The organism is Microbispora corallina (genome assembly GCF_016863035.1).
GTDB classification, from domain to species: Bacteria; Actinomycetota; Actinomycetes; order Streptosporangiales; family Streptosporangiaceae; genus Microbispora; species Microbispora corallina.
Window position 1 is genome coordinate 74237 of the sequence record NZ_BOOC01000034.1, and the last position, 13859, is coordinate 88095.

Here is a 13859-nt window from a genome sequence, read left to right on the forward strand (position 1 = left end):
GGATGAGCGATGCCGGGCGGAGCGGGCCACGGGACCTGATCTTCCCCGGTGCCAGCGAGATGGCCCGGCGCATGCGGGAGTTCGCCTGGGAGGACACCCCTATGGGCGATCCCGCGCAGTGGCCCGCGAGCCTGCGCACAGCCGCCCGGATCTGCCTCACGTCCCGCTTCCCCATGATCGTGTGGTGGGGTCCCGACCTGCGGTTCCTCTACAACGACGCGTACCTGCCCCTGCTCGGCACCAAGCACCCGGCCCTCGCCAAGCCGGGCGAGCACGTGTGGACGGAGATCTGGCACATCATCGGGCCCATGCTGGAGTCGGTGACGGCCTCGGGCGAGGCCACCTGGTCGGAGGACCTCCTCCTGCCGATGAACCGGCACGGCTACTGGGAGGAGACGTACTGGACCTACTCCTACAGCCCCCTCCACGACGACGACGGCACCGTACGCGGGGTCTTCACGGCCGTCAGCGACACCACCGAACGGGTCATCGCGGGGCGGCGGCTCGCGGCCCTGCAGGACCTGGGCGCGCAGGCCGGCATCGGGCGGAGCGTCGAGGAGGCCTGCCATCTGGTCGCGGGGGCGCTGGAGCGCGCCGCGCGCGACGTGCCGTACGCGGCCGTCTACCTGCGCCGGCCCGACGGCGCGGGCCTCGACCTGGCCGCCACCAGCCCGCGCGGCGCCGGGGCCCTGGACGGCTGGCCGCTGGAGGAGGCGCTGGCCACGGGCCGGCCCGTCGCCGTCGACGACGTGATGGAGCGGTTCGGCGAGCTGCCGTCGGGCGGCTGGCAGACGCCGCCCACGCAGGCGGTGGTGCTGCCGCTGCCGGGCGAGACCGGATCCGCGCCGGCCGGCGTGATCGTGCTGGCCGCCAGCGCGGGGCGGGCGCTCGACGAGGCGTACCGGACGTTCCTCGACCTGGTGGCCCGGCAGACCGCGGCCCTCGTCAACGGGGCGGTGGCCTACCGCGCCCAGCAGCGGCGGGCGGAGGAGCTGGCCGAGCTCGACCGGGCCAAGACGGCGTTCTTCTCCAACATCAGCCACGAGTTCCGCACGCCGCTGACGCTGATCATGGGACCCCTGGAGGAGCTGCGGGCTCAGCTCCCCGCCGGCGGGGGACGGGCCCGCGAGGAGCTCGACGTCATCCACCGCAACGGGCTGCGGCTGGGCAAGCTGGTCAACACCCTGCTGGACTTCTCCCGCATCGAGGCGGGCCGGATGCAGGCCGGATTCGAGCCCGTCGACCTGTCCGCGTTCACGGCCGAGCTGGCCGGCGTGTTCCGCGCCGCCGTCGAGAAGGCCGGGCTCACCTTCGAGGTCGACTGCCCGCCGCTGCCGGAGCCGGTGTACGTCGACCCCGGCATGTGGGAGAAGGTCGTCCTCAACCTGCTGAGCAACGCGCTGAAGTTCACCTTCGAGGGCGCGATCCGCGTCGAGGTGCGGCCCGGCGACGGCGAGGCGGTGGTGCGGGTCTCCGACACCGGCATCGGGGTGCCGGGCAGGGAGATGCCCCGGCTGTTCGAGCGGTTCCACCGCATCGAGAACGCGCGATCGCGGTCCAACGAGGGCAGCGGCATCGGCCTGGCCCTGGTGCGGGAGCTGTTGGCGCTGCACGGCGGCACGATCACGGCCGACAGCGCCGAGGGCAGGGGGACCGTCTTCACCCTGCGGGTGCCGTACGGGCACGGTCACCTGCCGGCCGGGAGCACGGCCCCGGCGGCCGGCGGGGGCGCGGCCGTGTCGGCGACCGCGACCCCGTTCGTCCAGGAGGCGCTGGGCTGGCTGCCGGGCACCCCCGGCGACCAGGAGGATCAGATCGGCGAGGTCTCCGCGCCGTTCGACGGCGGGCGCCGGGCGCGGGTGCTGGTCGCCGACGACAACGCGGACATGCGGGAGTACCTGCGGCGCCTGCTCCAGCCGCGCTACGACGTCGACACCGTGACCGACGGCGAGGCCGCGCTGGAGGCCGTCCGCGCCGCCCCGCCGGACCTGGTGGTCACCGACGTGATGATGCCCCGGCTGGACGGCCTCCAGCTCGTCGCCGCGCTGCGGGGCGACCCGCGCACCGCGGGCATCCCCGTGCTGCTGCTGTCGGCCCGCGCCGGTCAGGAGGCCTCGATCGAGGGACTGGAGGCGGGAGCCGACGACTACCTGGTCAAGCCGTTCTCGGCGGCCGACCTGCTGGCCCGGGTCCGGGCCAACATCGAGCTGGCCCGCCTGCGCAGCCACCAGGCGGGCTGGCGCGCGGCCCTGATCGACGCGATGCAGGAGGCGTTCTTCGTCTGCGACGCGGCGGGAACGGTCCTGGAGACCAACGCGGCCTTCGCCGACATCCTGGGGTACGGCCCGGAGGGCCTTCCCTACGCCCCGCCCTACCCCTGGTGGCCCTCGGAGACCGACGACCCCGAGGGCCACCGCCAGGTGGGCGAGGCGTACGGGCTGCTGGTGGGCCGTCCGCGGGGCAGCATCATGACTCCCGTCCGGCACCGGGACGGACGCCGGATCTGGGTGGCCGCCACCTTCAACCAGGTGGAGGACCCCGGCAGCGGGCGACGCGTGATCGTCGGCACGCTGCGCGACGTGACGGCCGAGCGGTTCACGGCGCAGCGGGAGGCCGCCCTCGCCGCCCTGGGGGTGCGCCTGTCCCGGGCCGACAGCCTGCCGGAGGCCCTGCGGGCCGCGGTCGACGAGCTGCGGGAGATCTGGCAGGCCCGCCGCGTGCTCGCCGCGATGTGGGACGGCGCCCGGGAGCCGCTGGTGACCTCCGCGGCCGCGGAAGGGGTCCGGGCCGAGCCGGACCCCGCGCTGATGACCGCCATGGAGCGCCTGCGCGGCGGCACCGCGTTGCAGCCCGTCGTCACCGGCGACCCCGCCGGGCCCGGCATCGCCCTCGACCACCCGGCCGGCCCGCTCGTGCTGTGGATCGAGCCCGCCCGGGCGCGCCCGCTCGTCGCGGAGGACCACACGCTGCTCGCCGTGCTCGCCGGGCACCTCGGCCAGGCGCTGCACCGCATCCACACCTTCGAGCAGCAGCGGGAGACGGCGCTGGCGCTGCAGCGCGCGATCCTCGGGCCCGCGGAGCTGCCGCCCGGCTTCGCCGTCCGCTACGAGCCGGCCGCGCGACCGCTGGAGGTCGGCGGCGACTGGTACGACACCGTGGAGCTGCCCGACGGCCGGATCGGCATCGTCGTGGGCGACTGCGTCGGCCGCGGGCTTCAGGCGGCCACGGTGATGGGGCAGCTGCGCAGCGCCTGCCGCGCGCTACTGCTGTCGTCGGGCCCCGCGCAGGCGCTCATGACGCTCGACCGGTTCGCCCGCATGATCCCGGGAGCCCTGTGCGCCACGGTCTTCTGCGGGATCCTCGACCCGGAGACCGGCCGGCTCACCTACAGCAGCGCCGGCCATCCGCCGGGCATCCTGACCCGTCCGGACGGGTCGACGCAGCTGCTCGACCGGGCCCGGTCGATGCCGCTCGCCGTCCGCCGGGAGGAGGACCGGCCCGAGGCCACCTGCCTGCTGCCGGCCACCGGCACACTGCTGCTGTACACCGACGGCCTGGTGGAACGGCGCCGCCGGCCCATCGACGCCGGGATCGGCCAGGCGGCCGACGCGGCCCGCCAGGGACTGAACGACTCCCTGGAGTCCCTGGCCAACCGGATCATGAAGGGCCTGGAGCCGCCCGAGGGGTACGACGACGACGTCGCGCTGCTGCTGTACCGCCACCCCCGCCCGCTGGAGGTGACGTTCCCCGCCGACTCCGCGCAGCTCGCGCCCGTGCGCACCGCGCTGCGCCGCTGGCTCGACCAGCTCGGCATCACCCCCCGGCTGCTCGGGGACATCCTGGTCGCCGCCGGGGAGGCGTGCGCGAACGCGATCGAGCACGGCCACCGGGACACGCCGGGGCAGCGGGTGCGGCTGGTCGCCTTCGCCACCGCGGACGAGATCCACCTGGCCGTCGCCGACACCGGCCGGTGGCGGACGCCGCGGCCGCGCGGGGACGACTACCGCGGGCGGGGCCTGGCCCTCATGCGGGCGCTCATGGCCCACGTCTCCGTCGAAACAGGCGACGCGGGGACCACCATCACCATGCGGACGGAAATCCACCGGTGAGCAGGCCTCGCGAGGTATCGGAGCCGTGATCACGTGGCTGGAAATGGATTGGACGGGATGACACCCGGGCTTGTACCTTGCAGTCGACCGTGACACCGCCCAAGGAGGTGAGACCCATGAACGCTGTATCGATGTGGGTGCTCCCCCTTCGCGCCACGGTCGGGCGATTGACGTAGGTGTCGCCGGGAGCGCCTCTCCACCAAGGCACTCCCGAAAGGCACCACCTATGGACTCTCCGCGGTACACCGCCGATCACCCGCCCCTCACGTTCGACGTGATCATCACCGGGTGCGGGCCGGCCGGTGCGATGCTGGCCGCCGAACTGCGGCTGCACGATGTGCGGGTACTCGTTCTGGAGAAGGAGACCGAGCCCGTCTCCTTCGTCCGCATAGTCGGTCTGCACATTCGCAGTCTCGAGCTGATGGCGATGCGCGGACTGCTGGAGCGCATCCTCGAACACGGACGACGGCGTCCGGCCGGCGGCTTCTTCGCCGCCATCGCCAAACCCGCGCCCGAGGGCCTGGATTCCGCGCACGCCTATCTGCTGGGCATCCCGCAGCCGGTCATCGTCCGCCTGCTCGAAGAACACGCGATCGACCTGGGCGCGCAGGTCCGGCGCGGCTCCGCGGTCACCGGTTTCGAGCAGGACGACGAGGGCGTGACCGTCGAACTGGCCGACGGGGAACGGCTGCGTTCGCGTTACCTCGTCGGCTGTGACGGCGCCCGCAGCACGGTGCGCAAACTGCTCGGCGTCGGCTTCCCCGGCGAGCCCTCACGGACCGACACGCTCATGGGCGAGATGAACGTGGGTGTACCGCAGGAGGAGATCGCCGCCAAGGTGGCCGAGATCAGCGTGACCCACAAGCGGTTCTGGCTCAGGCCCTTCGGCGAAGGGGTCTACAGCGTCGTGGTCCCCGCCGCAGAAGTCGGCGACCGCGCGGTACCGCCCACCCTCGACGATTTCAAGCGCCAGTTGCGCACCATCGCCGGAACCGATTTCGGCGTGCACTCCCCGCGCTGGCTGTCCCGGTTCGGGGATGCCACCCGGCTGGCCGAACGTTATCGCGTCGGGAGGGTGCTCCTGGCCGGCGACGCGGCGCACATCCATCCCCCCATCGGCGGGCAGGGCCTCAATCTGGGCGTTCAGGACGCGTTCAATCTCGGCTGGAAACTGGCCGCGCAGATCCGCGGCTGGGCGCCGGAGACACTGCTGGACACCTACCAGGCCGAACGTCGTCCGGTCGCCGAGGACGTGCTGGACAACACCCGCGCCCAGATGGAACTGCTGTCCGTCGAGCCGGGCCCGCAGGCCGTGCGCAGGCTGCTCACCGAACTGATGGACTTCGACGAGGTGAACCGCCACCTGATCGAGAAGATCACCGCGATCGGCATCCGGTACGACTTCGGCGAGGGTCCCGACCTGCTCGGCCGCCGCCTGCGCGACATCGACGTGAAACAGGGCCGCCTCTACGGTCTGCTGCATCGCGGCCGCGGCCTGCTGCTGGACCGCACCGAACGCCTGACCGCCGGCGGCTGGTCGGACCGGGTCGACCACCTCGCGGATCCCACTGCGGCACTGGATGTTCCGTGCGTCCTGCTGCGCCCCGACGGCCACGTCGCCTGGATCGGCGACGATCAGCAGGACCTGGACGACCACCTCTCCCGCTGGTTCGGCAGGCCCGCCGACTGATGTCGCCGCCAGGGCCACGCCGCGCCCGAGGGCTCACTCGCCTGCGGAGCGGCTGACCGGTCAGGACGTGGGGCCGGACTGCGCCGCAGGACCGTGGACGATCTGTTCCAGACAGTCGCGGAACAGATCGTCCACGGTGCGGCCAGGCTGGAAGTACTCGGCCACACCGGCTATCAAGGTGGGGTACGCCGCGGCGTACGCGGCCATGTCGAAGCCGTCCAGGGCGTCGGCGTCGGGGCGGCCGGCCTGTTCCTCCAGGACGTAGCCGACGGTGAAGCGCAACACCGTCAACACGATCAGGCGAGCCTGCCGCAAGGGAATGCCCCGCCCGACCAGTGTGCTCATCGCCAGTTCGGAGATGGCGGCCATCTTGAGGGACAGCTGGGAGGCCGCGATGATCCGGGCTCCGTCCGGGTGGGCCAGCAACGCGCGCCGCAGCCGCTCGGCCAGGCCGATCAGCCAGTCCTGCCAGCACTCCTCCGGCGCGGGCGGCGCCGGCTCGGAAAACTGCTGCTCAAGAATCGCCTCGGCGATCGCGGTGACCAGCGCCGCCTTGTTGGGGATGTGCCAGTAAAGGGTGGGCGACTGCACGCCGAGCCGGGCGGCCAGTTTGCGCGTGGTCACGCCGTCGAGACCCTCGGCGTCCAGTAGCGCGACGGCCTCGGTGACGATCCGCTGCTTGTCCAGAGCCAATCTTCCGGCACCTCCCTCCCGGACTCTATCAATGATAGAGTTCTCTATCATTGATAGAGACTCATGCGCCTGAGGAGGCACCGATGAGACACCGGCACTCGCTCCGCGACCTGCTGCACCGGGCGACCCATCGCGTTCCCGCGATTCCCGCGCACACCGAGCGGCCGGCCGGCCACCAGGGCGAGGCCCGCCACGGCCATGGACGGGGGCACTCGCTCACGCACCACCGATCGCACCACCGTTCGCAGCACCATGGGTTCAACCACTCTCCGGCCCGTGCGCCTCGCGTCCTGGCGGCGTGGCAGACCCGGATCGCCCGCTTGTTCGGTCAAGAGCTGGGATGAAGGCAGCGGTCCTGCACGAGGTCGGCGGCATCCGCCTGCCCTACGGCCTGGCGGCGTACCGACCTCAAAGGCAGGCGGCTCGTCGTGCTTCCATGACCCGCCGGCGTTCCGTCGCCGTCCCCATCTGAAAAAATTCCGGAGAAAAATCGGCGCCGATGTCGAAGCCGGGTCCTCCCGTTCGAGGCCGTAGTGGAGGGCCGGCCCGGAGCCGGTCCCCGGACTCGGAAGGAGAACGGGCGATGACCCAGCAGACCCACCTCGCGACGGCGACGGACGCCCCCGTGTGCGACCCGGCGACCGCCACCACCAGGAGCCTCCTCGGGTACGGCGTGCTCGCGGGGCCGTTCTACGTCGTCGTGTCGCTGACGGAGGCGCTGACCCGCGACGGCTTCGACCCGTCCCGGCACTCCTGGAGCCTGCTGAGCAACGGCGACCTGGGATGGATCCACGTCGCGACCTTCGTGCTCACCGGGCTCATGACGATCGCGTTCGCCGCCGGGCTGCGGCGGGCGCTGCGCCCGGGCCGCGGCGCCGTCTGGGCGCCCCGGCTCGCCGGGGCGTACGGGGCGAGCCTGCTGGCCGCGGGGGCGTTCCGGGCGGATCCCGCGATGGGCTTCCCCGCCGGCACCCCGGAGGGCCCCGGACAGGTCAGCTGGCACGGGCTGCTGCACCTGGCCTCGGGCGGGGTGGGCTTCGCCTGCCTGGTGGCGGCCTGCCTGGTGATCGCCGCCCGGTTCTCCCGGGAAGGGCGCCGGGGCTGGGCGGCGTTCTCCCGGGTGACGGGCGTGGCCGTCCTCGCGGCGTTCGCCGGCATCGCCTCGGGGGCCGGTTCCCCGGCGACCGTCCTGTCCTTCACCGCGGCGGTCGTGCTCGCCTGGGCCTGGGTCGCCGCCCTCGCCGTCCACCTCTATCGTCGCGCCGGCGCCTGAACCGCCTGAACTCACCGATCGAAGGAGATCGACCATGCGCTACCTGGTCCTGCTCGAGGCCGCCCAGCCGGACACCCCGCCGCCGCCCGACCTGATGGAGGCCATCGCCAAGCTCGGCGAGGAGGCCGTCGGCGCGGGCGTGCTGCTCGACACCGCCGGCCTCGCCCCCAGCGCCGCGGGGTCCCGCGTCCGGCTGGCCGGCGGGAGCCTCAGCGTCACGGACGGCCCGTTCGCCGAGGCGAAGGAGATGATCAGCTACGCCCTCTACGAGGTCAGGTCGAAGGAGGAGGTCGTGGAGTGGACCTCCCGCTTCGTGCGGCTGCACCGTGACCTGTGGGCCGGCTGGGAGGGCGACGCCCGCATCTTGAAGGTGTTCGGGCCGGAGGACTTCGGCCCCCCTGCCTGAGCGCGCGAGCCGCGGATGGTTGGATCGGTGGCCATGACGGCCGCCGATCCCCCTCCGTACGAGCACGACCACGACGCCGCCCGGCACGCGGTGGAGACGGTCTGGCGGATGGAGTCGGCCCGGCTGGTCGCCGGGATCGCCCGGCTCGTCCGGGACGTCGGCGTCGCCGAGGAGATCGCGCAGGACGCCCTGCTGATCGCGCTGGAGCGGTGGCCCCGTGAGGGCGTGCCCGGCAACCCGGGGGCCTGGCTGATGGCCACCGCCAAGCACCGGGCCGTGGACCTGCTGCGCCGCCGGACGCGGTACGAGGACAAGCTCGGGGAGCTGGGCCGCGATCTGCGGGCCCGCCAGGAGGCCGAGCCCGACCTGGACGACGCCCTCGACGACCACATCGGCGACGACATGCTGCGCCTCGTCTTCACCGCCTGCCATCCCGTCCTGTCGACCGAGGCCCGGGTGGCGCTCACGCTCCGCCTCCTGTGCGGCCTGACGACCGAGGAGATCGCCCGGGCCTTCCTGGTTCCCGAGCCGACGGTCGGCCAGCGCGTCGTCCGGGCCAAGCGGACGCTCGCGGCCAAGCGGGTCCGGTTCGAGCTGCCCGCCCCGGAAGAGCTGGCCGCCCGGCTGGCCTCGGTCCTGGAGGTCGTCTACCTGGTGTTCAACGAGGGCTACTCGGCGACCGCCGGGGACGACTGGGTGCGGCCGTCGCTCTGCGAGGAGGCGATGCGCCTCGGCCGCGTCCTCGCCGGGCTCGTCCCCGACGAGCCGGAGGCGCACGGCCTGGTGGCCCTCATGGAGATCCAGGCGTCCCGGATCCCGGCGCGCATCGGCCCGTCCGGCGAGCCGATCCTGCTGCTCGACCAGGACCGCCGCCGGTGGGACCGGCTCCTCGTCCGTCACGGCCTGGCCGCGCTCGCCCGGGCCGAGGCGCTGGGCGGCGGCCCCTACACGCTGCAGGCCGCCATCGCCGCCTGTCACGCCCGCGCCGCGCGGGCCGAGGACACCGACTGGGAGCGGATCGCCGCGCTCTACCGGGTCCTCGCGCACGTCTCGCCCTCCCCCGTGGTCGAGCTCAACCGCGCGGTCGCCGTGGGCATGGCCGCCGGTCCCGCCGAGGGCCTGCGCATCGCCGACGCCCTGGCCGGCGAGCGGGCGCTCGCGTCCTACCCCCAGCTGCCCGCCGTACGGGGGGACCTGCTGGCCAGGCTGGGCCGTACGGAGGAGGCGAGGCGGGAGTTCGAAAGGGCCGCGGCCCTGACCCGCAACGAACGGGAGCGGGCCGTCTTCCTGGCCCGCGCCGCCGCCTGCTGACCAGGCCGGACGGCCTGAACAGGGGGTCGCGCCCGCCGGTGGGCACGGCCGGCGGGAGCGGCGGGTAGGGGCCCGTCGCCGCGATACCGCCGAGCTACCGGCGGCTGCGATCTTCGTCGAACCTGGCGGGCGTGGGGGTGCCGTGGATCCGCCGGGCGTACCTGGCGTACGCGCGGGGACCGAGCCGGGTGACGACGAACCACACCGGCGGCGGCATGGCGCCCTTGACGACCTCCAGGTGGGCGGGGTCGGCGTCGTAGAGGGCCATCCCTAGGTTCACCAGCAGTGCCTTCTTCGGCTGATCCTTGACGGCTTCCTCAGCCACCTGTGCCCACTCGGCCTCTGTGATGTACGTGTCGATCAGCGGCAGGACGTGCCGCTCCTCGGTGTCCAGGTGCTCGCCCAGCGGCGGAAGCATGGCGTCGAGCGCGGCGGCGAGCGCGTCGCGGTCGCCCGCGTCGGCCCGGGGCCGCCACCGGTCGAGTGCGGTGTCCACCTGCACCAACGCGTCGTGCAGCACCTTGTGCTGACGCTCCATGGTCTCCACGATCGGCAGGATCTCCGTCGGCGCCCGTTCCAGCAGCTTGGGCCACACCAGCCGATCCTCACCCTGGTGATGCCGGTCCAGCTCGTGGGTCAGCTTCGCGACATGGTCGGCGATCAGCCGGGCGCGGGAGACGTCCCCCGGTTCCACACGGCGCACCAGGTCAGGCGCGGCCGCGAACTCGCGCCGGAAGACCCGATGGGCCACGTACATGTCACGGCTGTCGGCCAACCGCACGGGGGTGCTGGACATTCTTTCTCCAATAGCTGGTCGATCGGCTCGGCTCGGCCACAGCGGGCCCGGCGCGGACAGGCATGCGAGCGCGATGCGAACGAAGGCAGTGCTCTCCGACCGCCTGGGGGCGGTCACGCCTCCGTGGTCTCCCCTGTCCTTTGCCCCCGGAGGCGTGGAGTCCCTTTCCTATCACAGGATAGATTCTTGACATAATCTAAGATCGTGAAGCGCCTCGTCACGCATGCCCCCGGGGGTGCGAGGGGCGAGCTCGGTGGGACCGTATCGACCGATTGTTGATGTCACGTTTCGAACGGTTTACGGCGATACTTCGGCCGGAGAAACGGAAGGCCGTCGTCTCCTCGTCGAGCCGGTCGTGAGCCGCTCTCTACGGCACCGCGCACGGGAAAGGTGTTCTCCACATGTCCGAACCGCAGTCTCCGCCCGGCGTCGTGCACCGCGAGACGCCGCATCCTCTCGGCCCGGACCCGATGGCCGCGCTGGAGGCCTCGGCGTGGGCCCTGGCCGCCGCGCTCGGCACGATGCGGGACGCCCTGTCGGCGCCGCTCACCGAGGTCCTCGCGGCGTCGCCCCGGCGCACCGCCGTGCTGGAGGCCGCCGGGCTGCTGTCCTGGGACGGCGCGACGCCGGTCCCGCATCCCTCACTCGTCCCCGCCGACGGGCCGGCCGGGCGGAGCGCCGTCGAGGCCCGGCTGAGCTCGCTGCGCCAGGCGGTCGCCGCCGCGGCGCAGGCGTCCGCCCCGGCGGGCGGCGGCTGGGCCGAGCTGGACGACGAGGTGCTGCTGAACCAGGGCCGGGCGTCGGCCGCGACCGGACGCGCCCTGGCCACCCGGGTGGTGCCCAGGCTGACCGGGCTCGCCGAACGCCTGGACACGGCGGACGGACGCGTCCTGGACGTCGGCACGGGCGTGGCGGCGCTGGCCGTCGCCCTGGCCAGGGAGCTGCCCCGGGTGTCCGTCGTGGGCGTCGACATCCTCCGGCGCGCCCTGGACCTCGCCCGCACGGAGCTGGCCGGTGCGCCGGACGTCGCCGAAAGGATCACCCTGCGTCATCAGGACGTCGCCGAGCTGACCGAGGTCGGCGCGTACGACCTGGTGTGGCTTCCCGCGCCGTTCCTGGCCCAGGAGACGCTGGAGGCCGCCCTGCCCCGGCTGACCGGTGCGCTGAGGCCCGGCGGGTGGATCGTGACGGGCACCAACCCGCCCGCCGCCGACCCCCTGCGCGCGGCGGTCGGCCGCTGGACCGCCGTCCGCAACGGCGGCAACGCCTGTGACACGGACCGCATGGCCGAGGACCTGACCGCCGCCGGCCTGGACGACGTCCGGCGCTTCCCGACCGTCCCCGGAGGGCCCGTCCTGGTCGCCGCGCGCCGCCCGATCTCCTGACGTCCCCACCGCCGCTCACGCTTGGTTTGATGTCAGGTGCCGGTGGCGACCGGGCTGGCCAAGGTGATCGGGTCGGGAGAGAGCCAGGGGCGGATCCAGGCCTCCTCCTCGCGCGGGACGTGCTCGCCGCAGCCGTCACACACCCTGCCGGGGGTGGTGATCTGGCCGCACCTTTGGTGGATCACCTGCATCGAGCCGGTCGGCTCGGCCGGCTCGGTGTGTTCCTCGCCCCAGACGGCCAGAGCGTGCAGCACCGGCAGCACCTCGGCCCCCGCGGTCGTCAGCCGGTACTCGTACCGGGTGCGTCCCCCGTCGCGGTACGGCACCCGCGTGAGCAGTCCGGCCTCGACCAGCCGGGCGAGTCTGTTGGACAGGATGTTGTCGGCGATGCCGAGCTCGGCGCGGAAGGCGTCGAAGCGGGTGGTGCCCAGGTTGGCGTTGCGCAGGATGAGCAACGTCCACCGCTCGCCCAGCAGGCCGACGGCCCGGCCGATCGGGCAGGGAACGGGCATCTGTGGCGTTGTGGTCATCCCAAGCCTCCTCTCGCCCCCGACACTGGCTTGCATGAAGCAAGTCTAGCTCGGAGGCCTGGCAGAGGGTACGGCCCCCGCTCCGGGGCGCTTCGACCTGGCACGCGGCCTCACGCCGCTCACCGGGCGACCGCCTCTTCAACGCCGCCGCGCACCCTGGCTTGCATTTCACAAGTTGTAGACGTAACGTCGCAGCTGGAGGGACTTCTGCGGGGGCTGCCGGGCCGCCCCGGCACCGGTGAGGGGGGATCACCATGACGGCCATCCAGGCCCACCCTGTGCATGACGTCGCGCACGAGGCCCACCGGCTGACCGTGGACACGGGCATGCCGTTCGCGGCCTTCCGGGAGAGGTACGAGCGGGCGGTGCCGCCGCTCGACATGGCGGAGTTCGAACGCCTGCGCCTCTCCGGTGCCGACTGGGACGCCGTGCTGCGAACCGTCGCGGACAACGCGCCCCACGGCTTCATGATCTTCTGGAGTCTGGACAACACGGCGATCATGCACGGCTCCGGCGACCGGTGGCGCAGCGTGCAGTACCTGATGGGCAACCAGACCATCGCTCAGCGGATGTTCCATCACGATCCCGGTGTCCTGCTCTACGCTCCGCTGCGCACCACGATCTACGAGGACGCGCGCGGAGTGACGCGCTTCTCCTTCGACCAGCCGAGCGCCCAGTTCGCCTCCTTCGGCGATCCGGAGATAGCGGCCGTCGGCGTCGAACTCGACCGGAAGGTCGCCGCCCTCCTCGACCACCTCGGCGTACCTGTGCCGGAACGGCTCGTCCCGGCGGGTGGTGCGACGAGGTAGAGATGCGGCCATCGACCCGCGTCCAAGCGCAGGGCCGGTTCGAGAACACCACTTCATGAGGAGGAGATCCGTCATGTCCGCTGTGCTCATCACCGGCGCCTCAAAGGGCATCGGCCGGGCTGTCGCCGTCGAGCTGGCAGGCCGGGGTCACCGGGTTGTCGCCACCGCGCGCCGTCCGGAAACGCTGGCCGACCTGCCTGTCGACCGGCGCCTGCGCCTTGACGTCACCGACCAGGAAAGCGTGGACGAGGCCATCCGCGACGCCGGCGACATCGACGTGGTGGTCAGCAATGCCGGCGAGACGGTGCGCGCGCCTCTGGAGAGCGTCCCGCTTGCGGAGGTCGAACGCCTCTTCCAGCTCAACGCCCTGGGTGCGCTGCGGGTGGCGCAAGGCGTGCTCCCGGCGATGCGCGAAAGGGGAGCCGGCCGCCTCGTCTTCATCTCCAGCATCCAGGGGCGGCTCGTGCTGCCGATGATCGGCCCTTACGGCGCCAGCAAATGGGCGCTGGAGGCGCTCGCGGAGACGCTCGCCATCGAGACCCGTCACTTCGGCATCAAGGTGAGCGTGGTGCAGCCCGGCGCGGTCTCCTCGGGTGGCGCCGAGCGTGCCAAGGTGTTCCTGAAGGCGGACGACCCGTACACCCCGCTGTACGAGGCGCTCGCCGTCCTCCGCGGCGAGTCCGTCACCCCCGAGGAGGTGGCAGCCGCGGTAGCTGACACGATCGAGCAGCCTGAACCTCCGCTGCGTGTGCCGGTCGGCGCACCCGCCGAGCGGGTCCTGCGGGCCCGCAAGGAGGCTCCCGAGAACGAGCCCTTCCTGACGGCCCAGATCGAGTGGTAGTCGTGGTGCGCCCACC

At 72.8% G+C, this 13859-nt stretch carries 11 protein-coding genes; 8 read left to right on the forward strand and 3 right to left on the reverse strand.

Translation table 11 applies throughout. The features are described 5' to 3' along the window. The first annotated feature begins 2 nt into the window (after window positions 1–2). The gene (locus Mco01_RS29745; RefSeq protein WP_204060176.1) at window positions 3–4109 is read left to right on the forward strand and encodes a SpoIIE family protein phosphatase; all 4107 of its coding nucleotides are present in this window, start codon (window positions 3–5) and stop codon (window positions 4107–4109) included. 226 nt (window positions 4110–4335) lie between these two features. Continuing rightward, window positions 4336–5799, forward strand: a complete 1464-nt coding sequence (gene rox / locus Mco01_RS29750) for a rifampin monooxygenase (RefSeq protein WP_204060177.1) — start codon at window positions 4336–4338, stop codon at window positions 5797–5799. A gap of 60 nt (window positions 5800–5859) precedes the next feature. Here the strand turns inward: rox and Mco01_RS29755 are convergent, their stop codons facing one another. Further along, the gene (locus Mco01_RS29755; RefSeq protein WP_204060178.1) at window positions 5860–6492 is read right to left on the reverse strand and encodes a TetR/AcrR family transcriptional regulator C-terminal domain-containing protein; all 633 of its coding nucleotides are present in this window, start codon (window positions 6490–6492) and stop codon (window positions 5860–5862) included. A 583-nt stretch (window positions 6493–7075) separates the two neighbouring features. Here Mco01_RS29755 and Mco01_RS29760 point away from each other — a divergent pair. Genes Mco01_RS29760 through Mco01_RS29770 form a run of 3 tightly spaced genes read left to right on the forward strand, consistent with a single transcriptional unit; the run spans window position 7076 to window position 9482 of the window. Next, the gene (locus tag Mco01_RS29760) at window positions 7076–7765 is read left to right on the forward strand and encodes a DUF998 domain-containing protein (protein WP_204060179.1); all 690 of its coding nucleotides are present in this window, start codon (window positions 7076–7078) and stop codon (window positions 7763–7765) included. A gap of 34 nt (window positions 7766–7799) precedes the next feature. Then, window positions 7800–8171, forward strand: coding sequence for a YciI family protein (locus tag Mco01_RS29765; RefSeq protein WP_036319340.1), 372 nt, complete (start codon window positions 7800–7802; stop codon window positions 8169–8171). Window positions 8172–8204: 33 nt separating this feature from the next. Then, the gene (locus Mco01_RS29770; protein ID WP_204060225.1) at window positions 8205–9482 is read left to right on the forward strand and encodes an RNA polymerase sigma factor; all 1278 of its coding nucleotides are present in this window, start codon (window positions 8205–8207) and stop codon (window positions 9480–9482) included. Window positions 9483–9576: 94 nt separating this feature from the next. Here the strand turns inward: Mco01_RS29770 and Mco01_RS29775 are convergent, their stop codons facing one another. Next, window positions 9577–10278 carry a hemerythrin domain-containing protein gene (locus Mco01_RS29775; RefSeq protein ID WP_204060180.1) on the reverse strand — a complete coding sequence of 234 codons (702 nt, stop codon included), beginning with the start codon at window positions 10276–10278 and terminating at the stop codon, window positions 9577–9579. Window positions 10279–10679: 401 nt separating this feature from the next. Here Mco01_RS29775 and Mco01_RS29780 point away from each other — a divergent pair, with 401 nt between their 5' ends. Next, on the forward strand, window positions 10680–11663 hold the full coding sequence (locus tag Mco01_RS29780; RefSeq protein WP_204060181.1) for an SAM-dependent methyltransferase: 984 nt from the start codon (window positions 10680–10682) through the stop codon (window positions 11661–11663). Window positions 11664–11695: 32 nt separating this feature from the next. Here the strand turns inward: Mco01_RS29780 and Mco01_RS29785 are convergent, their stop codons facing one another. Then, window positions 11696–12193 (reverse strand): winged helix-turn-helix transcriptional regulator, encoded by a 498-nt coding sequence (locus tag Mco01_RS29785; RefSeq protein WP_204060182.1) that lies wholly within the window; start codon window positions 12191–12193, stop codon window positions 11696–11698. Window positions 12194–12447: 254 nt separating this feature from the next. Between Mco01_RS29785 and Mco01_RS29790 the strand changes: the two genes are divergently transcribed. Next, complete coding sequence (locus Mco01_RS29790; protein ID WP_204060183.1) at window positions 12448–13002, forward strand: DUF302 domain-containing protein; 555 nt, start codon at window positions 12448–12450, stop codon at window positions 13000–13002. A gap of 73 nt (window positions 13003–13075) precedes the next feature. Then, complete coding sequence (locus tag Mco01_RS29795) at window positions 13076–13843, forward strand: SDR family oxidoreductase (RefSeq protein WP_204060184.1); 768 nt, start codon at window positions 13076–13078, stop codon at window positions 13841–13843. The last annotated feature ends 16 nt before the right edge of the window (window positions 13844–13859 follow it).

Excerpts from the sequence above, each read along its gene's own strand:
- Mco01_RS29745 (WP_204060176.1), top strand. The coding sequence starts at position 3 with ATGAGCGATGCCGGGCGGAGCGGGCCACGGGACCTGATCTTCCCCGGT.
- rox (WP_204060177.1), top strand. The coding sequence starts at position 4,336 with ATGGACTCTCCGCGGTACACCGCCGATCACCCGCCCCTCACGTTCGAC.
- Mco01_RS29760 (WP_204060179.1), top strand. The coding sequence starts at position 7,076 with ATGACCCAGCAGACCCACCTCGCGACGGCGACGGACGCCCCCGTGTGC.
- Mco01_RS29765 (WP_036319340.1), top strand. The coding sequence starts at position 7,800 with ATGCGCTACCTGGTCCTGCTCGAGGCCGCCCAGCCGGACACCCCGCCG.
- Mco01_RS29770 (WP_204060225.1), top strand. The coding sequence starts at position 8,205 with ATGACGGCCGCCGATCCCCCTCCGTACGAGCACGACCACGACGCCGCC.
- Mco01_RS29775 (WP_204060180.1), bottom strand. The coding sequence starts at position 10,278 with ATGTCCAGCACCCCCGTGCGGTTGGCCGACAGCCGTGACATGTACGTG.
- Mco01_RS29780 (WP_204060181.1), top strand. The coding sequence starts at position 10,680 with ATGTCCGAACCGCAGTCTCCGCCCGGCGTCGTGCACCGCGAGACGCCG.
- Mco01_RS29785 (WP_204060182.1), bottom strand. The coding sequence starts at position 12,193 with ATGACCACAACGCCACAGATGCCCGTTCCCTGCCCGATCGGCCGGGCC.
- Mco01_RS29790 (WP_204060183.1), top strand. The coding sequence starts at position 12,448 with ATGACGGCCATCCAGGCCCACCCTGTGCATGACGTCGCGCACGAGGCC.
- Mco01_RS29795 (WP_204060184.1), top strand. The coding sequence starts at position 13,076 with ATGTCCGCTGTGCTCATCACCGGCGCCTCAAAGGGCATCGGCCGGGCT.